This window comes from Wenzhouxiangella sp. XN24, from assembly GCF_011064545.1.
GTDB lineage: Bacteria > Pseudomonadota > Gammaproteobacteria > Steroidobacterales > XN24 > XN24.
This window is the reverse complement of the sequence record NZ_JAAMFG010000034.1, coordinates 376,788-402,391: the sequence shown is the minus strand read 5'-3', so window position 1 is coordinate 402,391 and position 25,604 is coordinate 376,788. Positions and strand designations below refer to the sequence as shown.

General features: G+C 65.6%; 18 protein-coding genes and 1 tRNA gene. 17 read left to right on the top strand and 2 right to left on the bottom strand.

Annotated features, from left to right (window positions below):
* Positions 1-92 precede the first annotated feature (92 nt).
* From G6032_RS09540 to G6032_RS09470, 15 genes are all read left to right on the top strand, one after another.
* Positions 93-1,445 (top strand): 3-deoxy-7-phosphoheptulonate synthase class II, encoded by a 1,353-nt coding sequence (locus tag G6032_RS09540; RefSeq protein WP_165281898.1) that lies wholly within the window; start codon positions 93-95, stop codon positions 1,443-1,445.
* 138 nt (positions 1,446-1,583) lie between these two features.
* A complete protein-coding gene (locus tag G6032_RS09535) occupies positions 1,584-3,266 on the top strand; it encodes a M28 family metallopeptidase (RefSeq protein WP_165281897.1) in 1,683 nt (560 codons plus the stop codon).
* Between the two features lie 80 nt (positions 3,267-3,346).
* Positions 3,347-4,468, top strand: coding sequence for a hypothetical protein (locus G6032_RS09530; protein WP_165281896.1), 1,122 nt, complete (start codon positions 3,347-3,349; stop codon positions 4,466-4,468).
* 191 nt (positions 4,469-4,659) lie between these two features.
* Positions 4,660-6,258, top strand: a complete 1,599-nt coding sequence (gene aceB / locus G6032_RS09525) for a malate synthase A (protein WP_165281895.1) — start codon at positions 4,660-4,662, stop codon at positions 6,256-6,258.
* A 33-nt stretch (positions 6,259-6,291) separates the two neighbouring features.
* Entirely contained in the window at positions 6,292-7,575 is a 1,284-nt protein-coding gene (gene aceA, locus G6032_RS09520; protein WP_165281894.1) for an isocitrate lyase, read from the top strand.
* A gap of 155 nt (positions 7,576-7,730) precedes the next feature.
* Positions 7,731-9,731 (top strand): protein-L-isoaspartate(D-aspartate) O-methyltransferase, encoded by a 2,001-nt coding sequence (locus G6032_RS09515; protein WP_165281893.1) that lies wholly within the window; start codon positions 7,731-7,733, stop codon positions 9,729-9,731.
* Between the two features lie 27 nt (positions 9,732-9,758).
* Positions 9,759-11,108 (top strand): TolC family protein, encoded by a 1,350-nt coding sequence (locus tag G6032_RS09510; protein ID WP_165281892.1) that lies wholly within the window; start codon positions 9,759-9,761, stop codon positions 11,106-11,108.
* The gene (locus tag G6032_RS09505) at positions 11,105-12,235 is read left to right on the top strand and encodes an efflux RND transporter periplasmic adaptor subunit (protein ID WP_165281891.1); all 1,131 of its coding nucleotides are present in this window, start codon (positions 11,105-11,107) and stop codon (positions 12,233-12,235) included. Before G6032_RS09510 ends, G6032_RS09505 begins: the two co-directional genes overlap by 4 nt.
* Positions 12,235-15,429: an efflux RND transporter permease subunit gene (locus G6032_RS09500; protein WP_165281890.1), complete on the top strand. Its 3,195-nt coding sequence runs from the start codon at positions 12,235-12,237 to the stop codon at positions 15,427-15,429. The genes G6032_RS09505 and G6032_RS09500 overlap by 1 nt, the downstream gene beginning before the upstream one ends.
* Before the next feature lie 123 nt (positions 15,430-15,552).
* Positions 15,553-16,884 (top strand): NADP-dependent isocitrate dehydrogenase, encoded by a 1,332-nt coding sequence (icd, locus tag G6032_RS09495; RefSeq protein WP_165281889.1) that lies wholly within the window; start codon positions 15,553-15,555, stop codon positions 16,882-16,884.
* Between the two features lie 42 nt (positions 16,885-16,926).
* Positions 16,927-17,598, top strand: coding sequence for a uracil-DNA glycosylase (locus G6032_RS09490; protein ID WP_240902177.1), 672 nt, complete (start codon positions 16,927-16,929; stop codon positions 17,596-17,598).
* The gene (uvrC, locus tag G6032_RS09485) at positions 17,595-19,502 is read left to right on the top strand and encodes an excinuclease ABC subunit UvrC (protein WP_346763788.1); all 1,908 of its coding nucleotides are present in this window, start codon (positions 17,595-17,597) and stop codon (positions 19,500-19,502) included. Before G6032_RS09490 ends, uvrC begins: the two co-directional genes overlap by 4 nt.
* 4 nt (positions 19,503-19,506) lie before the next feature.
* Entirely contained in the window at positions 19,507-20,070 is a 564-nt protein-coding gene (pgsA, locus tag G6032_RS09480) for a CDP-diacylglycerol--glycerol-3-phosphate 3-phosphatidyltransferase (RefSeq protein WP_240902102.1), read from the top strand.
* Between the two features lie 67 nt (positions 20,071-20,137).
* Positions 20,138-20,213 (top strand) — tRNA-Gly (locus G6032_RS09475).
* A 504-nt stretch (positions 20,214-20,717) separates the two neighbouring features.
* Positions 20,718-21,788 (top strand): trifunctional transcriptional activator/DNA repair protein Ada/methylated-DNA--[protein]-cysteine S-methyltransferase, encoded by a 1,071-nt coding sequence (locus G6032_RS09470; protein ID WP_165281888.1) that lies wholly within the window; start codon positions 20,718-20,720, stop codon positions 21,786-21,788.
* Positions 21,789-21,849: 61 nt separating this feature from the next.
* On the opposite strand, the gene G6032_RS09465 is transcribed toward G6032_RS09470, so the two are convergent.
* Together G6032_RS09465 and G6032_RS09460 are read right to left on the bottom strand one after the other, a co-directional pair.
* Entirely contained in the window at positions 21,850-22,569 is a 720-nt protein-coding gene (locus G6032_RS09465; protein ID WP_165281887.1) for a hypothetical protein, read from the bottom strand.
* A gap of 206 nt (positions 22,570-22,775) precedes the next feature.
* Positions 22,776-23,360 (bottom strand): dienelactone hydrolase family protein, encoded by a 585-nt coding sequence (locus G6032_RS09460; RefSeq protein WP_165281886.1) that lies wholly within the window; start codon positions 23,358-23,360, stop codon positions 22,776-22,778.
* A 121-nt stretch (positions 23,361-23,481) separates the two neighbouring features.
* Here G6032_RS09460 and G6032_RS09455 point away from each other — a divergent pair, with 121 nt between their 5' ends.
* On the top strand, positions 23,482-24,129 hold the full coding sequence (locus G6032_RS09455; protein WP_346763787.1) for a TetR/AcrR family transcriptional regulator C-terminal domain-containing protein: 648 nt from the start codon (positions 23,482-23,484) through the stop codon (positions 24,127-24,129).
* A 267-nt stretch (positions 24,130-24,396) separates the two neighbouring features.
* Positions 24,397-25,596: an NAD(P)/FAD-dependent oxidoreductase gene (locus G6032_RS09450; protein ID WP_276610948.1), complete on the top strand. Its 1,200-nt coding sequence runs from the start codon at positions 24,397-24,399 to the stop codon at positions 25,594-25,596.
* Positions 25,597-25,604 lie beyond the last annotated feature (8 nt).

Here is a 25,604-nt window from a genome sequence, read left to right as displayed (position 1 = left end):
CCGGCAATTATCGCGACTCTCGCCGCATGGCGCCAGCCGAGGCGTCGGCAGGACGGCTTTTGCACTGCGGCAATGCGCGGTAGGATGACGACATGAACGCCAAGACAAAGCCCCAGCAGTGGCATCCGGCAAGCTGGCAGGACAAGATCGCCAGCCAGCAGCCGATGTACCCCGATGCCGACGCCGTCGCCTCCGTCGTGCAGCGGCTCAGCATGCTGCCGCCCTTGGTGGTGTCCTGGGAAGTCGAAGCCTTGCAGGACAAGATCGCCCGGGCCCAGCGCGGGGAGGCGTTCCTGCTCCAGGGCGGCGATTGCGCCGAGAATTTCGCCGACTGCAACTCGGACCAGATCGCGCGCAAGCTCAAGATCCTGTTGCAGGTCAGCGTGGTGCTCCTGCACAGCCTCAAGCGTCCCGTGATCCGCGTGGGACGGATGGCCGGCCAGTATGCCAAGCCCAGGTCCGCTGACAACGAGACGCGCGACGGCGAGACACTGCCCAGTTACCGCGGCGACCTCGTCAACCGGAACGGCTTCACATCGGCGGACCGCGTTCCCGACCCGGAGTTGATGCTCGAGGGTTATCATCGCGCCGCGCTGACGCTGAACTTCGTTCGTGCGCTCGCCGAAGGCGGCTTCGCCGATCTGCATCATCCGGAATACTGGAACATCGGCTTTGCCCAGTCGACGCCCTTCGAGCATGCCTACAAGCAGATCGTCAAGAGCATCACCGACTCGATGGATTTTTTCGAGTTCATTTCGGGGCAGCCCGTCCATCGCACCCGGCGGATCGATTTCTTCACTTCGCACGAGGGTCTGCACCTGTTGTACGAGCAGGCGCAGACGCGTTTCATCGAGCGCAGCGGCCGTTGGTACAACCTGTCCACGCACTATCCGTGGATCGGCATGCGCACGGCGCAACTCGACGGCGCGCATGTCGAGTATTTCCGCGGGATCGCTAATCCGATATCGGTGAAGGTCGGCACCGGCATGAGCAACGACTGGCTGCGCGGGCTGATCGACACGCTCAACCCCGACAATACGCCGGGCCGGCTGACGCTGATCCATCGTTTCGGCGCCGGCAATATCGCGTCGCACCTGCCGCCGATGATCGAGGCGGTGCAGGCTGCGGGGGCCACCGTATTGTGGGTCTGCGACCCCATGCACGGCAACACGGAGAACACCTCGACCGGCGTCAAGACGCGCAGTTTCGACCGTATTCTCTCCGAGGTGGAACAGGCCTTCCGCATCCACGAGGAGATGGGCAGCTACCTCGGCGGGGTGCATTTCGAACTGACCGGCGACGACGTCACCGAATGCATCGGGGGCGCGCGGGGCCTTACCGAGACCGATCTCGAGCGCGCCTACCTTTCGCAGGTCGATCCTCGGCTGAACTACGAGCAGGCGCTCGAACTCGCGATGCGGATCGCCGATCTGCGGGGTCGCTGAGCCAATCCGGGTTTCGCACCCGCCGGTCTGAACGGGCAGACGACATTCCAGGGCTCATCGAGTCGCGGCAACCCTGCCGCGGCCGCCGGCTAATCTGGCATCATTGGGCCGCCCATCGAACGAGAAGCGAGGCCAGCATTGAAACAGCACACCCCCCGCAGGCAGCCTGCGACGCGCCGCCGGCGCGCATTCGTCTCCAGCAGCGCAGGATTCCTGCTCTCCCTGGCCGGCACGATCGTCGTGGCCGCCACGCCGACCGAGCCGGACCCGTCATTCACGGATGCGGCGCTGCATCGTCACATCGGGGCGCTCGCCTCGGACGCCTTCGGCGGACGATTCCCCGGGACGCCGGGCGAGGTCCTCACGCTCGACTACCTGGAGAAGGGTTTTGCGGCCGCGGGCGCGCAGCCGGCCTACGGTGACAGTTACCGGCAGGCAGTGCCGCTGGTGTCCTGGACCTTCGACCCGGCGCCGACGCTGTCGGTGGCGGGCCCGGATTTCCAGGCGGATCTCGAATTCGGCGTGGATATGATTGCCTCGACCGGGCTGTTGCGCGAGGAAGTGACAGTGCAGGACAGCCCGCTCGTGTTCGCCGGCTACGGCATCGTGGCGCCGGAGTATGGCTGGAACGACTATGCGGGCCTGGATGTGCGCGGCAAGACGGTGGTCGTGCTGGTCAACGACCCGGGCTTTGCGACCGGGGATCCGGCACTGTTCACCGGGCGGGCCATGACCTACTACGGCCGATGGACTTACAAGTTCGAGGAGGCGGCGCGACAGGGCGCAGCGGCGGTGCTCGTGGTCCACGAGGATGAGCCGGCCAGCTATGGCTGGGAGGTCATTGCACAGGGCGCCACGAAACGCCGCGGCCTGCGTGGAGCGAACCGGGACGAAGCCATGGCAACCGTGGAGGGCTGGCTGAGCGCTGCGACGGCACGGCGCCTCTGCGCCGCGGCCGGGGAGGATTTCGACACCTTGAAAGCCGCCGCTCAACGCCCCGGCTTCCGGGCCCGCGCGCTCGGCGAGTTGCGCGCGACCGCGCGCGTGCAGAGCCGCCTGGCCGAGTCCGACTCCTACAACATCGTCGCCGTGATACCGGGCAGCGAACGGCCGGAGGAGGTCGTGCTGTTCACCGCCCACTGGGACCACCTCGGCCGTGATGGGGCGGAGATTTACAACGGCGCGGTGGACAATGCTTCGGGGACGGCGGGACTGCTGGTCCTGGCGGAGGCCTACGCGAAAATGGATCCGCCGCCCGCAAGAAGCATCGCCTTCGTCGCCGTGACCGCGGAAGAACAGGGCCTGTTGGGGTCGGCGCATTACGCGGCACAGCCGGCATTCCCGCTCGAGAACACCGTCGCGGTCATCAACATCGACGGGCTGAATTACATCGGTCCGACCCGGGATATCTCCGTCGTGGGTTACGGCGCTTCGGAACTGGATGAGTTCGTCGATCAGGCGGCCGCGAAGCAGGGCCGCAAGGTATTGCCTGACCAGCGTCCGGAGGCGGGCTCCTACTATCGTTCCGATCATTTCAACCTGGCCAAGCGCGGTGTGCCCGCCTTGTACCCCAGGATGGGCCTGGACTTGCTGGACGGCGGCACGGCCCGCGGCAAGGCGCTTTCGCAGGCCTACAACGATGAGCGCTACCACAAGCCGGCCGACGAGTATTCGCCGACGCAGGACTGGCGCGGCGGCGCGCTCGATTTGCTCCTGTATTTCGACATCGGGCGGGCACTGGCGATGTCTTCCGACTGGCCGAACTGGACGCCGGGCAACGAATTCCGCGCCATCCGCGACATCCAGCGGCCGGCCGACTGAGCGGGCCGGTCCGGAGCGGTGAAACGCGGGGGCGGCCGGCAGGTCGCAATAGACAGGCTTCGATTTTTCAGGAACTGATCATGACCAAGGTAATGCGCGCGCTTGTCGGAACCGGCCTCCTGCTGATGTCCAGCATTCCCGCGCTGGGCGCGGTGCGGTTCGCGGAATGGTCGCCGGACACCATCGACGCCGTGATCGAAGGGGCGGCCGCGCGGGATGCCAACGTGATGGTGGTCATCACTCAGCCCGACTGGTGTCCGGGTTGCATCCAGCTGGATCGTGCGCTGCTGCGTAACCCCGAGGCGCACGAGGTGGCGGAACTGACCGAGGACTGGGTGGTGCTCGAGATCCTCGGGTATGACGAGCCCGATGCCTCCGTGCTGGCCGCACAGGGACTCGGTTTCCTCGGCACGCCGACGACCCTGCTTCTCAAGCCGGGGCCCGATGACGAACGGCTCGGCGACGCGCGGCAACTCGCTGCGATCGTCGGCTTCCCGGAGGATTATCTCGAGCAGCTGTCGCGCGCCGCGGCCGGCCATGACGCCATCGCGGCGGCGCAGGTACTGGTGCGCGAGCGCAACGACGCTGCATCGCTGCAGGAACTCGCCCGTGCCTACCTGGCCGCGGGCCAGGCCGACGCGGCACGGCGCATCTTCCAGTCCGTGCTGCTGCGCGAGGAATTGTCGTACGAGGAACGCCGTGCAGTCGCTCTCCAGTCGGTTTTGCAGCCCACCCAGCGAGTCGAGAAGGATCATCGACGGGCGTTGGCCGAGCTCGACGCCTGGGCCGCGGCCTATCCCGAAGGACGGGAGGAGGCTGAATATGTCTATGCGCGCGCGTGGTCCCTGTTGTCGCTGGGCGAACGCGATGCGGCCCTGGCTTTCGTCCGCGAGGCCTATGCCGGCATTGACGATCCCGACGCCACGGCGCGTTATCTCTACCTGGCATTCCGTGATCCCACGGAGTTGTTGCTGGCCGACGCGGAGCAGCGGGCGCGCGCGGCCGTGAAGGATTTTCCGGACCAGGCGGCGCGTTTTCATGCGGCCCACGGCCGGATCCTGCGCCGCCAGGGCGATCTCGCGGCTGCCGAGGCGGCCTTTTTGCGCGCCGTGGAGCTGACTGAGCCAGGAGATGCGGCTCGCGTGACCTACACCGGCCAGCTGGAGTTCGTCCGCCAGCAACGCGCGCAGGCGGGCGGTTAGGCAGCCGAACGCCACGGGCACTATTCTTTCCGGGAGAGCGGCGAATTTTTGCATTGGCCGGGATCGCCGCTTAATATGACGCGGTGCAGTAACCGCTGTTGCCGGGCTTCAACCGGCCGTGCCCCGGCTGGCGCTCGAGCCGAACGGGCAGCGGTCACGCTATCCCTGGCCCTGGAACTTGAAGGCATGCCATGACCAAGCAACGCACGGACGCTGAATACGAGATTCTCGGTCCCATCCGGGAAGGTTACGAAGCCATTCTTTCGCCTGAAGCCATGGGCTTCGTCGCCACCCTGGCGCGACGTTTCGGTCCCCAGGTGCACGAATTGCTCGAGCGGCGCAAGACCCGCCAGGCCGAGATCGATGCCGGCCGGATGCCCGATTTCCTTCCCGAGACCGCCGATGTGCGCGCGGGTGACTGGCGGGTCGGGGAGATCCCGGCCGACCTGCGCGACCGGCGTGTCGAGATCACCGGTCCCGTCGATCGCAAGATGATCATCAATGCGCTGAATTCGGGCGCGAAGGTGTTCATGGCGGACTTCGAGGACTCGATGACGCCGGACTGGGACAACCTGGTGCTCGGACAGATCGCGTTACGCGATGCCGTCTCGCGGACCATCAGTTTCACTTCCCCCGAGGGGAAGCGCTACCAGCTGAAAGGCGACGTGGCGACCCTGTTCGTCAGGCCGCGTGGCTGGCATCTCTTCGAGAAACACGTCGCCGTCGACGGCGAGCGCATTCCCGGCGGCCTTTTCGATTTCGGGCTGTATCTCTTTCACAACGCCGCAGGCACCGCGAAGCTCGGCTCGGGACCTTATTTCTACCTGCCGAAGCTGGAGAGTCACCTCGAGGCACGGCTGTGGGCCGAGGTGTTCCGTTTCGCGGAAGACACCCTCGGCCTGTCGCGCGGCACCATCAAGTGCACGGTGCTGATCGAGACGATCCTGGCGGCGTTCGAGATCGACGAGATACTCTACGAGCTGCGTGAGCACATCGTCGGGCTGAACTGCGGCCGCTGGGACTACATCTTCAGCTTCATCAAGAAATTCCAGAATTATCCCGAGTTCACGCTGCCCGACCGCCAGCAGGTCACCATGACCACGCATTTCCTGCGTTCCTATTCGCAGCTGGTGATCCGCACCTGTCATCGTCGCGGCGCGCTGGCGATCGGCGGGATGGCGGCGCAGATCCCGATCAAGGGCGACCCTGAGGCCAACGAGGCGGCTCTCGCCAAGGTCCGCGCCGACAAGGAGCGCGAGGCCGGCGACGGGCATGACGGCACCTGGGTCGCGCATCCCGGCCTCGTCGGGGTGGCGACGGAGATATTCGACAAGCACATGCCCGGTCCGAACCAACTGGACAGGCTGCGCGAGGATGTCGAGGTGGGTGCAGCCGACCTGCTCAAGGTGCCGGAAGGCGAGATCACCGAGGCAGGGCTGCGCAGCAACGTTTCCATCGGCATCCAGTACCTGGCGGCATGGCTGGGCGGCAACGGCTGTGTTCCCTTGCACAACCTCATGGAGGACGCGGCGACCGCCGAGATTGCGCGGGCCCAGGTCTGGCAGTGGATCCGTCACCCGCAGGGAGTGCTGACCGACGGCCGACGTGTCACGTACGCGATGTACGAGCAGGTCCGCGACGAGGAACTGGAGAAGATCAAGGATGAAGTGGGCGAGGAGGCGTTCTCGGGCGGGCACTACCGCGAGGCGGCCGGGCTTCTCGACCAGATCACGGGTGAGGACTATTGCATGGACTTCCTGACGCTGGTGGCTTACGAGGCCATCGACTGAGGGTATCGGGACACAATCAAAGAGGAACGCGCGATGACACGCCTTTCGGCTGACGAGATCAAGAAGGACTGGAACGAGAACCCCCGCTGGAAGGGCGTTACCCGTCCGTATGCACCCGAGGACGTGACCCGTCTCCGCGGTACCGTGGACATCGAGTATTCGCTCGCCCGCCAGGGTGCCGAGAAGCTGTGGGGCTACCTGCATGAAAAGCCTTTCGTCAATGCGCTCGGCGCGTTGACCGGCAACCAGGCGATGCAGCAGGTGAAGGCCGGCCTGAACGCCATTTACCTTTCGGGCTGGCAGGTGGCGGGCGACGCCAACCTGGCCGGTGAGATGTACCCCGACCAGTCGCTTTATCCGGCCAACTCGGTGCCGGCCGTCGTGCGCAGGATCAACCGCACCCTGCTGCGGGCCGACCAGCTGCACCATGCGGAGGGTGACGACAGCATCGACTGGATGCAGCCGATCGTGGCGGACGCCGAGGCCGGTTTCGGTGGCGTGCTCAACGCCTTCGAGCTGATGAAGGACATGATCGACGCCGGGGCATCGGGCGTGCATTTCGAGGACCAGCTGTCCTCGGCCAAGAAGTGCGGTCACATGGGCGGCAAGGTGCTGGTGCCCACCAGCGAGGCCGTCAGCAAGCTGGCGGCGGCGCGGCTCGCGGCCGACGTCTGCGGCGTGCCGACCCTGCTCGTGGCGCGCACCGACGCCGATGCGGCCAACCTGCTGACGTCGGATATCGACGAGCGTGACGCCCCCTTCATCACCGGGGAGCGCACTTCCGAGGGCTTCTTCCGTGTGAACGCCGGGATCGACCAGGCCATCGCCCGCGGCCTCGCCTACGCGCCGCTGGCCGACCTGGTGTGGTGCGAGACTTCCGTGCCGGACCTCGGCATGGCGAAGAAATTCGCGGAGGCCATGCACAAGGAATTCCCGGGCCAGATGCTGGCCTACAACTGCTCGCCGTCGTTCAACTGGAAGCGGCACCTTGACGACGCCACGATCGCCAAGTTCCAGAAGGAGCTCGGGGCGATGGGCTACAAGTTCCAGTTCATCACCCTGGCCGGCTTCCACGCCCTGAACTACAGCATGTTCACGCTGGCCAAGGGCTACAAGGAAAGCCAGATGAAGGCCTATGTGGAGCTGCAGGAGGCGGAGTTCGCCAGCGAGAAGGACGGCTACACGGCCACCAAGCACCAGCGCGAGGTCGGCGCCGGCTACTTCGATGCCGTCACCCAGGTCGTGACTGCCGGACAGTCTTCGCTCAGCGCCCTCGCGGGATCGACCGAAGAGGAGCAGTTCGCCAAGAGCAGCTGATTCCCGTCGGTTCGCATGACAAGAGGCCCCGGCGGCAATGCCCCGGGGCCTTTTTCGTTCCATCGCGATACAGGGCCCACTTGCGGGCTCACGTTGAAGGCCGGGCAGATCTTGCCTATACCTTTGGCATCGCCCCGTTGCATTGGCCCATAGTGATGAAAGACCTGGAACGCGCTCGTGATCGCATGGTCGACGTGCATCTCGCGCGCCGGGGAATCCGCGACCCCGCAGTGCTCGACGCGATGCGCAGCGTGCCGCGCGAGGCCTTCGTCGAGCCGGGCTACGAAGAGTTCGCGTACGAGGATTCGCCGCTGCCCATCGGCGAACGCCAGACGATCTCTCAGCCTTATATCGTCGCCTTCATGATCGAGGCGGCCGAGCTCGGCCCGGAGGATACCGTGCTCGAAGTAGGCGCGGGCTCCGGGTATGCCGCCGCCGTGATGAGCCGTATCGCCGCAAAGGTCCATGCCATCGAGCGGCTCCCCGCGCTCGGTGAAAAAGCGGCGAATCGCTGTGCAAGGCTCGGCTATGACAACGTGGCCGTGCGTATCGCCGACGGCACGCTCGGCTGGGCGGATGCGGCGCCCTTCGATGCGATCCTGGTGGCGGCTGGCGGCCCTGCCGTGCCCGAGCATCTGAAGCAGCAGCTCGCCGTGGGCGGACGACTGGTGATCCCGGTGGGTGAAATGGGCATGCACCAGGTCCTGGTGCGGGTGCGGCGAACGAGCGAGACCGAGTTCGAGGAAGAAAAGCTGGCTTCGGTGCGTTTCGTGCCGCTGATCGGCGAACAGGGCTGGAGCGAAAACGGCGAGCGCGGGGCGAGCAACCACGCGCCCGGCCACGCCCGCAAGCGCAGCGTGCCGGAGCTCATCGCGGAGTCGGCGGAGCCCCTGCCGGAATTCGATGACCCGGCCTTCGGTGCCCTGTTCGACCGCTTTGCGGACAGCCGCGTCGTGCTGCTAGGAGAAGCCTCGCACGGCACTTCCGAGTTCTACCGGGCGCGCGCGGCGATCACGAAACGGCTGGTCACCGAGCACGGTTTCGACATCATCGCGGTGGAAGCCGACTGGCCGGATGCGGCGGCCGTCGATCGTCACGTGCGGCATCGTCCGTTCCGGCCCGGCACCGAGGCGCCGTTCCAGCGTTTTCCGACCTGGATGTGGCGCAACACGGATGTAGAGGACCTGGTCGAATGGCTGCGGAAACATAATGCGGGCATCCCTGGGTTGTCCGCGAGGACCGGTTTTTACGGCCTCGACATCTACAACATGAATGGCTCGATCCAGGCAGTGCTGGCCTATCTCGACGAGGTCGATCCGGAAGCGGCCGCCGTGGCGCGGGAGCGCTATGGTTGCCTGACGCCCTGGCAGAAAGATCCCGCGACTTATGGTCGCGCCGTGCTCAGTGCCGGCTACGAGAAATGCGAGCAGGTCGTGGTCGAGCAATGCCGTGACCTCCTGGAGCGGCGCCTCGAGTACATCGCGCGTGACGGCGAGGAGTTTCTCGACGCCACGCAGAACGCCCGCCTGGTCGCCGCGGCCGAACGGTACTACCGGATCATGTATTACGGCGGCGCGGCTTCCTGGAACCTGCGCGATACGCACATGTTCGAGACGCTGGAGAACCTGCTGGCAGCACGGGGCGAGGAATCCAGGGCGGTGGTCTGGGCCCACAACTCGCACATCGGCGACGCCCGCTACACGGACATGGGCGTAGCGCGCGACCAGCTGAATATCGGCCAGCTCTGTCGCGAGAAGTTCGGCGACGCAGCGGCGCTGATCGGCTTCGGCACCCACGCGGGGACGGTGGCGGCCGCGGACGACTGGGACGGCGACATGGAAGTGAAACGGGTGCGGCCTTCGCATGCCGAGAGCTACGAACGGTTGTGCCATGACGCCGGCATCGAGCGGTTCCTGCTCGATCTGCGGGCGGGACACGGCGCCGCAGCGCGGGGCGCGCTGATGAATCCGCGCCTGCAGCGCTTCATCGGGGTCATTTATCGACCGGAAACCGAATTGATGAGCCACTACTCGGATACGCGACTCCCGCGGCAATACGACGCCTATGTCTGGTTCGACCAGACTTCGGCCGTCACGCCGCTGGGCCCCCGGCATGCCAAGCCTGGGGCGCCGGAGACTTATCCGTTCGGGCTTTAGGGCTGCTTCATGGGCAGGATGCTCCACATGTCGATGCTGACCGCCTTCGCGCTGTGTGCGGCGGGCCAGGCCCTCGCGACCGGGGCGATGGGCGGAGCCGAAGGCCGGGGACACGAGACGCCGCTGTCGCTGGCTCGTGCCCTCGAAATGGCACAGGCACAGAACCCGCAGTTGCTGGTATTGCGTGCACGCCAGGCCGGCGCCGAAGGGCGCCTGCTCAGCACGCGCCAGGGAATTCTGCCCTCGATCAGCTTCGATGCGACCTACCTCAGGGGCGAATTCGGGCTCCTTGAGAATGTGCCGACGATCGAACCCGGCGTGCCGCCGGGGATCGGCTGGCGGGACGTCAATCCGGTTGAAGGGAACGCGGTCGGCGTGCAGGTCGTGCAGCCGCTGGTCAATTTCGGCGCCTGGGAGGCGCGGCGCCAGGCCGGTCGGCAGGAAGATGCCGCCCGCTTGAGTGTGCAGCGGGCCGAGGACGAAGTGACGGTGGCCACGGTCGCCGCGTACTACGGGATCCGCAGCGCCCAGCGGCAAGTGACGGCGGAAAGGCGGGGCCTGCGGGCGGCCCGGCGCGGGCTGGCCCGGGCCAAAGGTGCCCTGGAAGAGGGGCTGGTGTCGCCGCTGGACGTCCTGCAGGCGCGCACGCGGGTCGCCGACATGCGTGCCCGCGTGGCCGTGGCCGAGAGCCGGGTGACCCTTGCGGAATCACGGCTGAGGCTGGTGCTGGGACTGGAGGAGACGCCGAGCTGGGTGCTCACCGACGAGGTACCGCGGCCGCCCGCCACGTTGCCGGCCCCTGCGACCGTGTCACCGGTCGAGCAACGCAGCGATGTCCGCGCCGCCGAGGAAATCGTTCGCGCCGCCGAGGCCGGCGTGCGACGCGCGCGGGCCGCCTACCTGCCGGAGATCAGCCTGGTGGGGCGCTACCAGAGAACGGACCTGGGGCGGCCCCTGGACCTGGACGAGACGGACTGGGTGGTCGGCATTCGCCTGGGGTGGAGCGTCTTCTCCGGCTTCGGCCAGGCAGGACGGCTGGACGAGGCGCAGGCGGTGGAACGGCAGGCGAACGCGGAGTGGCGCGCACTGCGCCAGCAGGGCCAGGCCCAGATCCGTGACAACTATGCCGAGTGGCACGCCCAGCGCATCGGCTGGCAAAGCGCGTCCCGCGGCGTGGCGGATGCGGAGGCGGCCCTCGCGCTCGTCGAGAGTCGCTATGCGGAGGGGCTCGACGACATGACCACGCTCCTGCAGGCCCAGGCGGAGGCGCTGGGTGCCTGGACCCGCGAGATCGTGGCCCGCTACAACGCGGTGCTGGCTGCACAACGCTATCGACTGGCCACGGATGCCGTCGAGGCCGGACGGTGGCGGCCGTGAGCTGCGCGCCGCTGCACTCGCGCCGCCGGGCCCCCGGGGTCGCGGCTCCCGTGGCGCTCGTGGTCGTGGCCGCGATGCTGATGCCCGGCTGCGAGCAGCCCGGGGCGCCGGAACCCGCGCAGGCATCGCAGGCCGTCAGCGTGGTTCGCGCGGAAGCCGTCGAGACAGCGGTGACATCCGTCGTGCCGGGGATCGTCCGGCCCGTGCGTCGGGCGCGAATGAGCACGCGCCAGGCCGGCCATGTAGACCGCGTGCTGGTCAAGGCGGGCGATGCGGTTGCGGCGGGGCAGGAAATTCTGCGCGTGGACGCACGTGACCTCGAGGCGGCGCGCGAGGCCGCGATGCGTCAGCTCGAGGCGGCCCGCGAGGCCCGCGAACAGGCCGTTCTCAACCGGGAGCGCTTCCGGCGCCTGTATGCCCGCTCGCTGGTCGCGAAGGTCCAGCTCGAGGAACGCGAGTTGCAGGCCGAGCGTGCCGCCGGGGTCCTCGAGCGGGCGAGGGCGGAGTTGGAAAGTATCGAGATCAATCTCGACTATGCCGTGATCCAGGCGCCGTTCGACGGCGTCGTCAGCGAGGTGCTGGCGGAGACCGGGACCTTCGCGGCACCCGGGGTGCCCCTGGTGATACTGGAAGACCGGTCGCAGCTGGAGGTGGATGCCGGGATCGACCAGGAGGCGGCGGCGCGGGTGACGCCCGGCGACCGGCTGCAGATGCGCGTGGTCGGGCATGATGGCGCGGTCAGCGGCCGGGTGGTTGCGGTCCTGTCGGCGTTGCGCGACACGGGCGTCGGGTTGCGCTTGCGCCTGGCTATCGAATCCCCGCCCGCGGGGATTTCCCCCGGCATGGTCGCGGAGATTCGCCTGCCTGCGGGCGAGCCGGCCGCACAGGCTGTGAGTGTCCCCGCGGAAGCGGTGTTGCGCCGCGGGCAACTCGACGGGCTGTTCGTCGTGGCGGAGGACGACGCGGGCCAGTTGCGGGCGCAGTTGCGCTGGATCAGCCTCGCGACAGGGCGCGACCTTGCGGAACGGGTCGTGGTGACCCGCGGCCTGCGGGCCGGAGAACGGGTAGTGATCGGCGACGCCGTCGGCCAGCTGGCTGACGCACAAGCCGTCACCGTCGCGCGTTGATGGAAACGCCAGGTTTCGCCGGTCGCATCGCCAGCCGCCTCATCGACTCGCCGGTGGTGCCGCTGATCCTGGTGGTCGCCCTGGCGCTGGGCGCTTACGGGCTGCTCATGACGCCACGCCAGGACCGGCCCGAGATCGAAGTCCCGACCGCACGCATCCTGGTGCCCTTTCCCGGCGCCGGGGTGGCGCGGGTGGATGAGCTCGTCGCACGGCCGGTCAGCGCCTGGGCGGCCCGGATCGAAGAGGTCAACGAGGTCACGACCGTGGCTTCCGTCGATGCCGCGCTGATCCAGGTCGAATTCTCCACCGGAATCGGCGATGCGGAAGCCTACGGGCTGCTTAAGGAAGTCTTCGAGAGCAGCCGTCACCGGCTGCCTCCCGGTGTCGGCCCCGAGAACATCAGCATGGTCGGCGACGACCTGCTTGCCGGCCTGATGGTGACCTTGTCGAGCGCCGCGGCCAGCGGTTTCGAACTCCGTCGCCTGGGTTCCGAAGTCGCCGCACGACTCATGGCGGTGGAGGGCGTTCGCGACGTCATCATCCACGGCGGTCACGAGCGGCAGATTTCCATTCTGCCCCGCGTGCACGACCTGGCCGCGTACGATCTCGACCTGGTCGGGCTTTTTGCTGCGGTCGAGGCCGCGAGCCTGCGGTTATCGGCAGATGCGTTGCATGGCGACCCGACCCGCCAGGTCCGGGTGGGTGCGGCGCCGGCTTCCATCCAGGACATCGAGCAGATCCAGGTGGGCGCCGGACCGACCGGGGTCGTGGAGTTACGCGACGTGGCGGACGTCGTCGACGGTCCCGGGCCCGCGGAATCGCAAAGCGTGCACTGGCGACGGTCGTGGCCGATCGAGGCGCCGGCGGTCAGCCTGGCGGTATCGATCGTTCCCCACGAGAACGTCACGGCCGTGACCCAGCGTGTCCAGGCGCGGCTCGACGAACTGGTCGGGCAGGTGATTCCCGGCGACGTGCAGGTCGATATCGCGTATGACGCAGGGCAGGCCGCGAACAAGACCGTGCGCAGCGTCCTGCGCAATTTCGCGATCGCCACCGTGGTCGTGATCGTCATCATCCTGCTCGGGCTGGGCTGGCGTGCCGCGCTGGCGGTCACGCTGCTGATTCCGGCCATCCTCGCCATCGTGCCTTTCGTCTACCTGTTGATGGGCTTCACGCTCAATCCCGTTTCCATCGCTGCCATGATCCTGGCCATCGGGCTCGTCGCCGATGACACGGTGATCATCATGGAGAACATCGGCCGGCACTACCGTGAAGCCGGCAAGCGCAACCGTGAATTGACGGTTCGGGCGGTGGATGAAGTCGGCAATCCGACCATCCTGGCGGTGTTCCTGATCGTGGCCACCTTGCTGCCGACGGCGTTCATCTCCGGGGAAATGGGCCAGTACACCCGCGCGATTCCGACCGGTGCGTCGCTCGCCGTGCTGTTCTCCCTGACGATCGCGTTGACCGTCTCCCCCTACGTCGCATTTCGCCTGTTGCGCGCACCTTCGAGTCCGACCGAAGGACGGGCGGAGAACGAGGGGCAGGCGGGAAAACAAGCGGAGCACGACCAGCCCCCGAGCGCATTCGCGCGTCGCTATCGCCGGCTGGTGCAGCCGCTGTTCGATTCCGATGGCTTGAAATGGCTGTTCTACCTGGCGCTCCTGTTGTTGCTGGCGGCGAGCGTCGCCATCGTCCTGCTGCGCCAGGTGCAGTTGACCCTGGTGCCGTTCCTGGACCGCGAGGCCTTCGTCGTGGAGCTTGCGTTGCCGCCGGGAAGCACGCTGGAAAGTACGCTGGCGGCCAGCACTTCGGTCGGTCGAGAGTTGCGGCAGTACCCGGAGGTCAAGGGCTACACCACGTTCGCCGGTACCGCCGGGCCGTTGCTGATGCCGTTTCCCGGGCCGGTGGAGATCGATGCGGCGGATTCTCACCGCGCGTTCGTTTACGTGGAACTGCGTCCCGAGCATGAGCGCGAGATGCTCAGTTTCGAACTCGAGGAGGCTCTCGCCGAAGACCTCGTGGAGGTGCTCGCCGAATTCGATGCGCGGGCATGGATGCGCAGGATCCCGTCGGGCCCCTCCAGCGACAACGCCATCCAGGCGGAGATCTTTGCCGCGGACGACGCCGCGCGCGAGGCACTCGCGGAGCGGGCGGCGGAACTGCTGCGCGAGCACCCGGCCGTGCGTGGCATCGAGTCTTTTCCGAAGCCGGCGGGACCGGAAGTGCGGCTCGTGGTGGACACGGTCCGCAGTGCCGCCCGGGGCGTCGTGCCCGCCCGCGTGGCGGCCAGCGTGCACATGGCGCTGGCCGGTCGGACCGCGACCTCCCTGGACCTGCCCGCAGAACGGGAGCCGGTGCCGGTGGTGCTGCGCCTGGACGAAGCCGAGCGCAACCGCCTGGCGGACCTCGCCGGGCTGCACGTCCGCAGCGAAAGCGGGCGTGCGGTGCCGTTGCTCGACCTCGTCGAGATCGACACGGGCGCATGGACGCCGCCGCGGCACCGCAAGAACCAGTTGCCGGTGCGCTACGTCGCGGCAGCGGTGGATCGTGGCCGGAGCCAGCCGGTGTCCGTGCAACGGGACATCGTCGCCGAGCTTCGCGCGCAACAGCGCGACATGCCCGAAATACGCTGGTTCGGCGTCCCCCGGGACGATGCGGCGCCGGTGCTCTACTGGGGCGGCGAGTGGGAAATGACGCAGCAGGTCTATCGCGATCTCGGCCTGGCCGGCCTCGCGGTGATCCTGCTGATCTACGCGCTCTTGTCGGCGTGGTTCAAGTCCTACCTGGTGCCGCTGGTCATCATGGTGCCGATCCCGTTGATCTTCATCGGCGTGATTCCCGGTCACTGGCTGATGGGGCTCGATATCGCCGGTTTCGGAGTATTGGGCGTCATCGCGCTGGCCGGGATCGTGGTGCGCAACGCCGTTTTGCTGGTCGATTTCACGGCGCAACGCGTTCAGCAGGGCATGGCCGTGGACGACGCGCTCGTCCGGGCGGTGGCGCTGCGGACCCGGCCGATCCTGCTGACTGCAGGCACCGTGATGTTCGGCAGCGGTTCGCTGATCTTCGAGCCGGCCCTCAAGCCGCTGGGCCTGACGCTCGCAAGCGGCGTACTGGTCTCGACGTTGCTGACGCTCGTGCTCGTGCCGACGCTGTACATGCATGCCTTCGGTCGTCGGGATGGCGGTTGAATCCCCCGCAGCCCCAAGTTGAGTCGCCCGGCGGCGGCAGGGATAATGAGAGCCCACGCCGCCCGGCGCGTCGCCCGTGATGCGTGGTCCGTGGCTTCCCCCCGTTTCACCCGGAACAGTCTCATGCGCTACGAACACATCCAGCTTCCCGATGGCGGCGAGCCCGTCACCGGCAACCCCGACTTCACGCTGAACGTCCCCGATCGGCCGATCGTGCCTTTCATCGAGGGCGACGGCATCGGCATCGACGTGACCCCCGTCGCGCGGAAGGTCGTGGACGCCGCCGTGCGCAGAGCCTATGGCGACCGACGCCGGATCGCCTGGATGGAGGTGTACGCCGGCCACAAGGCCACCCAGCTGTACGGCGGGAGCCAGTTCCTCCCGGAAGAGACGCTCGACGCCCTCGAGCGCTACCTGGTGTCCCTGAAAGGTCCGCTCGCCACGCCGGTAGGAGGGGGTTTCCGTTCGCTCAACGTCTCGATCCGGCAGCGTCTCGACCTGTATGCCTGCGTGCGCCCGATCCGGTACTTCCCGGGCGTGCAGACCCCCATGAAGGAGTCCGAGCTGGTATCGATGACCGTGTTCCGCGAGAACACCGAGGACATCTACGCGGGGATCGAGTGGCCCGCGGGCTCTCCGGAAGCCCAGAAGCTGATGAAGTTCCTTCAGGACGAGCTCAAGGTTCACGCGGTGAGATTTCCCTCGAGCTCCGGACTCGGCATCAAGCCGGTGTCGAAGGAGGGCTCGCAACGGCTCGTGCGCAAGGCCATCAACTATGCCGTGGACGAGGATCGCAGCTCGGTGACCCTGGTCCACAAGGGCAACATCATGAAATACACCGAGGGTGCGTTCCGTAACTGGGGTTACCAGGTTGCGCGGGACGAATTCGGTGCCACCGAGCTCGACGACGGCCCCTGGCTGTCCTTCGACAACCCGCGCACCGGCCGGCAGATCGTCATCAAGGACGTGATCGCCGACAACTTCCTGCAACAGATCCTGTTGAGCCCGGAAGAGTATGACGTGATCGCCACGCTGAATCTCAACGGGGACTACATCTCGGATGCTCTCGCGGCCCAGGTCGGGGGGATCGGCATCGCGCCGGGCGCCAATATCGGCGATGCCGTGGCAGTGTTCGAAGCGACCCATGGCACCGCGCCGGGCTTCGCCGGCAAGGACCGGGTCAACCCGGGCTCACTGATTCTCTCGGCTGAGATGCTGTTGCGGTATCTCGGCTGGCGGGAAGCCGCGGACAACATCCTGCGGGGCGTGGCAGAGACCATCGCGGCCAAGGAACTCACCTTCGACCTGGCCCGGCTCCGAGAGGCGATTCGCAAACCGAAGATGGTCGCCGGCCAGGCATCGGTGGAAGAGGAGTTGCAGCGGCTGGTGCCGGGCGCCACGCTGCTCGGCACGCGGGATTTCGGCGACGCCGTCATCAGGCATATGGAACAATAAAAACATGTGGATAGAACTTATAATTAAAGCGAAGTGTCACGCCTGAAACTGCCCGAAAACGACTATCCGGCAAGCTGGTTCGACGGCGGTTGCACCCGGTGCCCGCGCCTCGCCGCCTTTCTCGCAGAGGTGCGCGAGAAGGAGCCGGGCTACCATGCGGCGCCGGTGCCGCCCTTCGGGCCGGCGGATGCGCCGCTGCTGCTGGTAGGTCTCGCGCCCGGCATGCACGGTGCGAATCGCACCGGGCGACCGTTCACCGGGGATTATGCCGGCCTGCTGCTGTACCGGACATTGCACACGCTCGGGCTGGCCAGCCGTCCGGACTCGGAGCGCCCCGGCGACGGGCTGGAGTTGATCGGTTGCCGCATCAGCAACGCGGTGAAATGCCTGCCCCCGGCGAACAAGCCGACCCCTGCGGAGATCCGCTGCTGCCAGAAGTGGCTGGGCACGGAACTCGCGGAGAGCCGCCCCAGGGTCGTGCTCGCGCTTGGGCGCATCGCGCACGACGCTGCGCTGGATGCCTGCGGAGCGCGTCGCTCGGCTTACCGTTTCGCTCACGGGGCGGAGCACGAACTCGAGGCGGCGCATCCCAGGCTGGTCGATTCTTATCATTGCAGCCGCTACAACACCCAGACGCGACGGCTGACCGAGTCGATGTTCATGGACGTCGTGAGCCGGGCCGCGCGCCTCGCCGGGGTGGGGCCCGGCGCGTGAGCAAGCCGACGGGTCCAACCGGAACGGACGCGGAAGCCGATGCCGCCGCGAAAAAACCGGCCCTGAAGCCGCGTCGGGCGCCGAAGGCCCCGTTCGATCCGCGCCCCGTCCTGCGTCGGCTCGGGCATCGCCCCGGGGTCTATCGCATGCTCGGGGAAAACGACGAGATCCTTTACGTCGGCAAGTCGCGGGACCTGAAAAAGCGTGTTTCGAGCTATTTCCGCGGCGTTCCGCGCCCGGGCAAGACCGGTTTCATGGTGAACCTGATCCGGGGCATCGAGGTCACGGTCACCCGCAGCGAGGCGGAGGCGCTGGTCCTCGAGAACACGCTGATCAAGCGCCACAAGCCGCGCTTCAACGTCCTGCTCAAGGACGACAAGAGTTTTCCCTACATTCGCCTCGACACGGCGCATGCCTATCCGCGGCTGTCGTTCTATCGCGGTACCCGGCGGGCCTCCGGTCGCTTGTTCGGACCGTACCCGAATGTGCCCGCGGTGCGCGCCACATTGCGCGACCTGCAGCGATTGTTCCGCATCCGTCCCTGCGAGGACAGTTACTTCGCACATCGCAGCCGGCCCTGCCTGCAGTACCAGATCGAGCGCTGCTCCGCGCCTTGCGTGGGACTGATTTCAGAAGAAGATTATGCGCGGGACCTGGATCACGCGATTCGTTTCCTGGAGGGCCGGGGCAACGAGATCCGCGCCGAGCTACGGCGCCGCATGGACGAAGCCGCCGGCCGGCTGGCTTTCGAAGAGGCGGCGCGCTACAGGGACCAGATCGGCCGGCTCGCGGCGATCCAGGAATCGGCCGTCGGCGGGGAGGGCGGTGCCGTGGACGCGGATGCGCTCGCACTGCACGAGGAAGGCGGGTTGTTCTGCGTGGCGGCGATGTTCATTCGCGGCGGGCGGATTCTGGGCAGCCGGAGCTGGTTTCCTCGCGCCGCCCCGGGCACCGAGTCGGCCGAGGTCCTGGGCGCTTTCGTCGCCCAGCACTATCTCGGCGGCAGCCCGCCGGCCGAGATCCTCACCGCGCAGCCGCTCGAGGACGAGGAACTGCTATCCAGGGCGCTTTCCGAGCAGGTGTCCCGCCAGGTAGCCGTGCGCCACCGAGTGCGCGCGCCGCGCAGCCGCTGGCTGGAGATGGCGATGGAGAACGCTCGTCAGTCGCTGGAGCTGAAAATCGCGGGCACGGCGGGGTTCACTGCCCAGTTCGAGGCGCTCGGCGAGGCGCTCGGTCTCGACGCGCCGCCACGCCGTATCGAGTGTTTCGACATCAGCCACACGGGCGGCGAGGCGACCGTCGCGTCCTGCGTCGTTTTCGTCACCGAGGGCCCGCTGAAGTCCGATTATCGCCGCTTCAATATTTCCGGGATCGCCGCGGGTGACGACTACGCGGCGATGCGCCAGTCCCTGCTGCGACGCTACAGCCGCTTGAAGCGCGGCGAGGCGCCGCTGCCGGACGTGCTGTTGATCGACGGCGGCGCAGGCCAGCTCGCAGAGGCGGTCGCGGTGCTGAATGAACTGCAGATCGAGGGCATCGAGCTGGTTGCCGTGGCCAAGGGCCCCACCCGGCGCCCGGGCCTCGAGCGGCTCTTCTTGGCGGGCCAACCGACGCCGCTTATACTGCCGAGGAACTCCGGCGCACTGCATCTCGTGCAGCAGGTGCGCGACGAGGCCCACCGATTCGCAATAGCGGGCCACCGCCAGCGGCGCGCACGCAGCAGGAAAACCAGTCCGCTGGAGGGTATCGAGGGGCTCGGGCCCAAGCGGCGCCGCGCGCTTCTGAGTGAGCTCGGCGGCATGCAGGGCGTCATGTCCGCGGGCACGGATGATCTGGCCAGGGTCCAGGGTATTGGTCGCGACCTGGCGCAACGCATATACGACGCACTTCACCCGGCGGAATAAGATCATGTCAGCACGGCTGAACCTGCCCAACACGCTCACGTGGATCCGGATCGTCCTGATCCCGCTGATCGTCGTGGTCTTCTATCTGCCCCAGCCATGGTCGGGTCCGGTCGCGGCGATCATCTTCTCGCTCGCAGGGATCACCGACTGGCTGGACGGCTATTTCGCCCGCAAGCTGAACCAGACTTCCGCGTTCGGTGCCTTCCTCGATCCCGTGGCCGACAAGCTGATGATCTCCACCGCGCTGGTGCTGCTCGTTTCGAAGTATCCCGGCTTCGCCGTGGCGATCCCTGCAGCGGTCATCATCGGCCGTGAGATCGCGGTCTCCGCACTGCGCGAGTGGATGTCGGAGCTCGGCGGGCGCCAGCACGTGTCCGTATCCGGGATCGGCAAGTACAAGACGACTGCGCAGATCACGGCCCTGATCATGATGCTGTGGGGCCAGAAGCTGTGGTTCATACCCATGTATGAAATCGGCTACGGTTTCCTGCTGCTGGCGGCGCTGCTGACACTCTGGTCGATGGGGAAGTACCTCATGGCCGCCTGGCCGCACCTGCGGGGTTATTGAGCCGACCCTCAATGCATGGGGAAAGCTTGACAGGGTGCGGCCAGGGCTTAGAATTGCGCGTCCTGACGCGGGAATAGCTCAGTTGGTAGAGCACAACCTTGCCAAGGTTGGGGTCGCGAGTTCGAGTCTCGTTTCCCGCTCCAGATTTCAATGACTTACACGTGCCGTGCTGGCGAGTACCAAAAAAGTACTAAAAACGCTCGCAGAAGATGTTCCGGTCGGCGGCACGCTTGATTGGCCTGCAATCTCGGTAGTGTAGCGCATAGCAAAAGGGCTCTGGCCGTAAAGCCAGAGCCCTTTTTTTGCACAGGATTCCCCTGATCAGTTCGCTTCTCGTTCTCGTGTCCTCCCGAAGTTCAGCATCGTGGCAGTGATCCCGCTGTCCAATGGTCGCAATTGACAGGACTTTCGGTGGCCCGAGGGCAGGGGAGGCAGGCTGGCCTTGGGTCGTGGTGTTTCATAGCGATAGCGGATATGACGAGCAGGGCGTCCCTGTTGATTCGACCAAGCCGAAGGCTGGGGCATAAGGGGGTGGCTGATGGGGGCCCATCGAAGTTCGCTATCCGGATCGCCGACGGGCCGGCTCAAAAAAATACACGCCCGAAAACTGGCGCAAATGCGCTGAGACGGTAGGGTATAAAGGAAGCATGCGCTTCCAACTTCCCAGCAACGAAGTCCTCTACGAGGCCCTGGTGGCGAGGGATCCTAGGTATGAGGGGCGCGCCTGGGTGGGCGTAACGACTACGGGCATCTTTTGTCGGCTTACCTGCCCGGCTCGCAAGCCCAGGCGCGAGCACTGCCAGTTCTTTGAGACGGCTGCCGGAGCGCTTGAGGCGGGGTATCGAGCCTGCAAGCGCTGCCACCCCCTGACCCCCACGGCTGAGACCGACCCTCAGGTGGGCGAACTCATGCGGCGGCTACTCGATAACCCCGGGCGGCGCTGGACTGAAAGCGATGTGGCGGATGCGGGTTACGACCCGTCAACTGTCCGGCGGGCCTTCCGCCGCCACTTTGGCATCACGTTCCTTGAGATGGCGCGGCTCCATCGCTTGCGCGAGGGCTTCCGCTCGCTCTCCGCGGGGGGCAGGGTCATCGATGCCCAACTCGACGCGGGGTTCGACTCGTCCAGCGGCTTTCGCGCCGCTTTCACACGCCTGCTCGGGGAGGCGCCGACGCGATTTGCCCGCGGCAAGGGCCTCCTGTGCGACTGGGTCGAGACGCCCCTTGGACCCATGGTCGCAGCGGCCGATCCCAAGACCCTGCACCTGCTGGAGTTCGCCGACCGGCGTGCCCTGCCATCGGAACTGCGCAAGCTGCGCGACTTTGCAAAAGGCCGCATCGGGATCGGTCGCTATGAACCCACCGAACAGATCGCAACGGAACTGGCAGCGTACTTCCGTGGCGAGTGTGCTGACTTTCAGACGCCTCTCACGCGCCACGGCAGCGCCTTCACCTGCCGGGTGTGGGATGAACTGCAGCGGATCCCCGTCGCGGAGACCCGCAGTTACCTCGACATCGCGAGCGCCATCGGGCAGCCCACGGCCGCCCGCGCCGTCGCCCGCGCAAACGGGGCCAATCAGATTGCAATCGTCATCCCTTGCCACCGCGTAATCGGCGCCGACGGTTCCCTGACCGGCTACGGCGGCGGGCTCTGGCGCAAGCAGAAGCTCATCGACCTCGAAAGCCGGATTGCATGGAATGCGGCGCGCCGTGCGTGAAGCACAGGGTTCGGGCTTCGGGACCGCAACGCGCTTCCTCGCGTGATCGCTGTTGGAGGACCTATCTGATCCGCAGGCCAGAGAACTGCACGCGTTCGCCGACAACCCGAACTTTAGCCAAAACGCGACGGAAAAGGTGCCAGCCGGCGCAATAGGTTTCGCTTACGAATCCCGTGAGGGTGTCCCGTGCGGCAAAGTGTCTGACGGCATCCCAGCTCCAGCGTGAAAGGAACAGAGAGAGTTCTGCTAATGCCGCATCAATGTGTTTTGCACATTCGGGCTCCGAGTCGCGGCCCGCGCCAAGGTGCTCCCCGCCCGGCCGGGACTCGGAGAGCGGGTTGTTATCGAACATCCCGGCGAAATACGTCCGCACAACTGATGGAGCCACTGCGTCTGCGCCCACGAAGGCGGTGACTTGCACAACCACTGCATCATGTGACGGAAAAAGATCGACCGCGCCCCCTGGCGGATAATGCCTTGCCTCCGAATGATGCAGCCGTGTTGAACCCAGGATCGGGCGTGATTGCTCGTCATGAGCCGATAGTCCAGGTAGCAGTGCGACGAAATCGCCATGCTCCGTCCACATATGGAACCCCAGGTCTGCATCCTCTTCTTCGATTCCCTCAGTAACAAGAGATGCGAAATTCGGGGCGGGATCAATGATCTGAGTTTCGGCTGCCGTGTGCTGTGAGGACCACGTTGCCACTGCAATAATCATCAGGTTCATCAAGTGGAAATTGATCGTCCTGATACCACACATCTCGTGGTCTCTCCTTGCCATCGGCTATCGTCCATCACCCTGCACGAAGCAAAAAACCGGGGCTTGCAAAGCCGAAAAGCTGATTCATGGCGGCGTCTGGAAATGGAAATTGTTGAACAACACCATCATTAAACGCTCGATCACGCTTGCGGATTGGCGGACCCAAAACCCGCGATGCTTGGCCGACGCGTGCGCCTGCATACGAGTAGTGCCGCCGCACGGTGACCTCACAGCGCGTCGAGGAACGCCAGCGTGCGCTCTTTCATTAGGGCATCGGCGGCAGCATCCCAGTCCGGCAGTTGAGGGTCGGAGAACAGGTGTCCATCGCCGCTATAGATCCAGAGCTCCCCTCGACTATCGGCCTGCCTGGCGGCATTGAGGAGTGCCTCTTCATTGGCGGGGTCACGAAAGGGATCCTCCTCTGCATAGTGAATCTGCACTGGAAGCTCCGTGGGCCAACAGGCGGTGCCAAAGGCTTCAAGCGGGAGTGCCGCGTGATAAAGGATGATGCCGCGGGCACCGGGTCGCGTAAGTGCCAGGTATTGGGCCGACCCTCCGCCATTGGAGAATCCAGCGTAAACGACGTCCTTCGGCAGATCGATGACAGCCGCCCGCGTTCTCGCCATCAATGTCTCAATGCCGCCAATCGAGTCGAGAAACGCCAGCCCTGCCGGGTATCCATCAAACACCTGTCCGTCGTAAAGGTCCGGGGTGTGCACGGTGTGCCCTGCGGCGCGCAACAACTCGGCCCAGCGTGTTACCGCGGGACGCAGTCCAAGGACGGAATGGAAAAGTACGATTTCGTGCGACACGGCAACTCCTCAGCACAGATTGATGATTCCTGGGCATAGAAAATCGTGCTATATTGGACACTGTACAATATGATAACGACGGGAACAATCCCAAAAAGCTGGTGATTGTTTGAGGACCAACATGGCGAATATGCGCGGCCGGGGGGAGAGGGCCGGACTCTCCCAGACATACATATTGGAGATGGCTCTCAGGTTGGCGGACTCGGAAGGGCTGGAGGGGCTCTCGATGCGAAAACTGGCCGAACGGCTCGGCGTCGCTCCTAACTCGCTATATACCTATGTGGCGGACAAGGACGCCTTGCTCGCGGCAATGCTCGAGCGTGTGCTCGAAGGCATCACGATCCCCGGGGATAAAGAATCAACTTGGGATGCACGTCTTCGTATGCTCATGCTGTCCACGCGCTCAACGGTGTTGTCGCACCCGACGCTTGCTCCGGCCTTCCTGAGTCGGCCCGGCGGTCCTGTGGCCGTCGCTCTCGGCGAAAAAATGCTCGCTTGGCTCGATGAGGGGGGCATCCGCGGCAACGACGGGGTGCGCGCTGTCCGCGCTCTATTGGCGTACACGCTAGGACACGTCGCCCTGGAAGCGGCTCGGCTCAACGAACCTGATCGAACGGACCGTCAGGCACGTGCGCACGCGCGAAACACCAGACTTCCCGCTGCCAACTTTCCGCATACGCGACGGCATGCTGCACACCTGGCTCAGCATCCCGGAGAGGTGGATTTCTTATGCGGACTATCGGCGTTGCTGCGCGGTCTGGCCAATTGATTGGCTGAGAAATGGAGAGCGAGTTGCCATGATGTACCGCGCATTCCGAGGGGAATCATTGGCGGCTTTCGGCCGCGATCGAAAGACGAGCATCCGACCTGGACCACCATCGCGCGTGGTCATGGTCCGAAAAAAGCAAGTACGGTCAAGTACGCCAATCCGATTCTCTTCAGTATTTTCCGGCCCACGGCGTACCGATAGACCGGTCGCAAAACCGAGCGAATCCTACCTTGGCCATGGCCTGATCTAGAGAGGAAGAAGAGGGACATGCGGGTATTGATAATCGGCGCAGGAATCGCGGGCCCCGTGACGGCAATGGCATTGCGAAACATTGGTATTGAAGCAACTGTCTACGAAGCCCGCAGAGGACAACCCGAATCGCCGGGTCTCTTCTTGGGGCTCGGCGTCAATGGAATGCGCGCGCTCGATGAATTGGACCTCTTGGAGCCGGTCCTTCGTGAACAGACGATCCCGACCCCGAGGTCGGAGTTCCGGAATGCTGCAGGCCAACTTTTAGGGATTGTTTGCAACGGCAGCCTGCGTGACGGAATCCCCAGTGTGACCATCTCAAGAGGCGCGCTGCAGGAATCCCTCGCAGTGGCCGCGCAATCAAAAGGAGTTCAGTTTCACTACGGCAAGCGGCTCTTAACCTACCAAGTGGCAAGTGACTCGGTCACGGCACGCTTCACTGACGGGACCGAGGCGTGTGCGGACCTGCTGATCGGTGCCGATGGAATTCATTCGCGTGTCCGACAAATCATGTCGCCTATTGCGCCTGGTCCGAGTTATACGGGCCTGTTGAATTTCGGGGGCATTGTTCGAGACTCTGGCCTTGAACCTACGGTTGACACAATGCGTATGGTCTGGGGGCGTCGCGCGTTCTTCGGTTACACGGTACGTGATGACGGGGAAGCCTGGTGGTTTGCCAATATTGGGCACAAGAGCGAACCGAAACGCGACGAGCTGGATGAAATTTCCATGGCGAGCTGGCGCCAGAAGCTCGTGGAGCTGTTTTCGGCAGATCCTGCCTACATCACCCATCTCATTCGCCGCGCGCCGAGTATTTGGGTTGCGCCGATTCATGATATCCCTTCAATCCCCAGATGGCATCGCGGGCGTGCGGTCCTGGTCGGTGACTCAGCTCATGCAGTATCACCAAGCGCAGGGCAGGGCGCTTCGCTGGCCATAGAAGATGCGTTAGTCCTGGCGAAGTGCCTTCGTGATCTAGCCCCGACACGAGCGGCTTTGGAACGCTACGAGGCTTTGCGCAAGCCGCGTGCAGAGCGAATCGTCGCGGTGGGTCGGCAGCGAGGAAACTACAAGGCTCCTCCGAATCGCGCGGCAGCATGGCTGAGGGATCTGATGATGCCGATCGCTTTACGTCTGTTCGCGACAGAAGAAAGGCTGGCGTGGATACATGACTACCGCGTTGATTGGCATGAACCCATCACTCCTGCGCCGGCTTAAACCCTGTT

Coding starts and splice junctions, on each gene's coding strand:
- G6032_RS09540 (WP_165281898.1), top strand. CDS start 93: ATGAACGCCAAGACAAAGCCCCAGCAGTGGCATCCGGCAAGCTGGCAG.
- G6032_RS09530 (WP_165281896.1), top strand. CDS start 3,347: ATGACCAAGGTAATGCGCGCGCTTGTCGGAACCGGCCTCCTGCTGATG.
- aceB (WP_165281895.1), top strand. CDS start 4,660: ATGACCAAGCAACGCACGGACGCTGAATACGAGATTCTCGGTCCCATC.
- aceA (WP_165281894.1), top strand. CDS start 6,292: ATGACACGCCTTTCGGCTGACGAGATCAAGAAGGACTGGAACGAGAAC.
- G6032_RS09515 (WP_165281893.1), top strand. CDS start 7,731: ATGAAAGACCTGGAACGCGCTCGTGATCGCATGGTCGACGTGCATCTC.
- G6032_RS09510 (WP_165281892.1), top strand. CDS start 9,759: ATGTCGATGCTGACCGCCTTCGCGCTGTGTGCGGCGGGCCAGGCCCTC.
- G6032_RS09500 (WP_165281890.1), top strand. CDS start 12,235: ATGGAAACGCCAGGTTTCGCCGGTCGCATCGCCAGCCGCCTCATCGAC.
- icd (WP_165281889.1), top strand. CDS start 15,553: ATGCGCTACGAACACATCCAGCTTCCCGATGGCGGCGAGCCCGTCACC.
- pgsA (WP_240902102.1), top strand. CDS start 19,507: ATGTCAGCACGGCTGAACCTGCCCAACACGCTCACGTGGATCCGGATC.
- G6032_RS09470 (WP_165281888.1), top strand. CDS start 20,718: ATGCGCTTCCAACTTCCCAGCAACGAAGTCCTCTACGAGGCCCTGGTG.
- G6032_RS09465 (WP_165281887.1), bottom strand. CDS start 22,569: ATGGCAAGGAGAGACCACGAGATGTGTGGTATCAGGACGATCAATTTC.
- G6032_RS09455 (WP_346763787.1), top strand. CDS start 23,482: ATGGCGAATATGCGCGGCCGGGGGGAGAGGGCCGGACTCTCCCAGACA.
- G6032_RS09450 (WP_276610948.1), top strand. CDS start 24,397: ATGCGGGTATTGATAATCGGCGCAGGAATCGCGGGCCCCGTGACGGCA.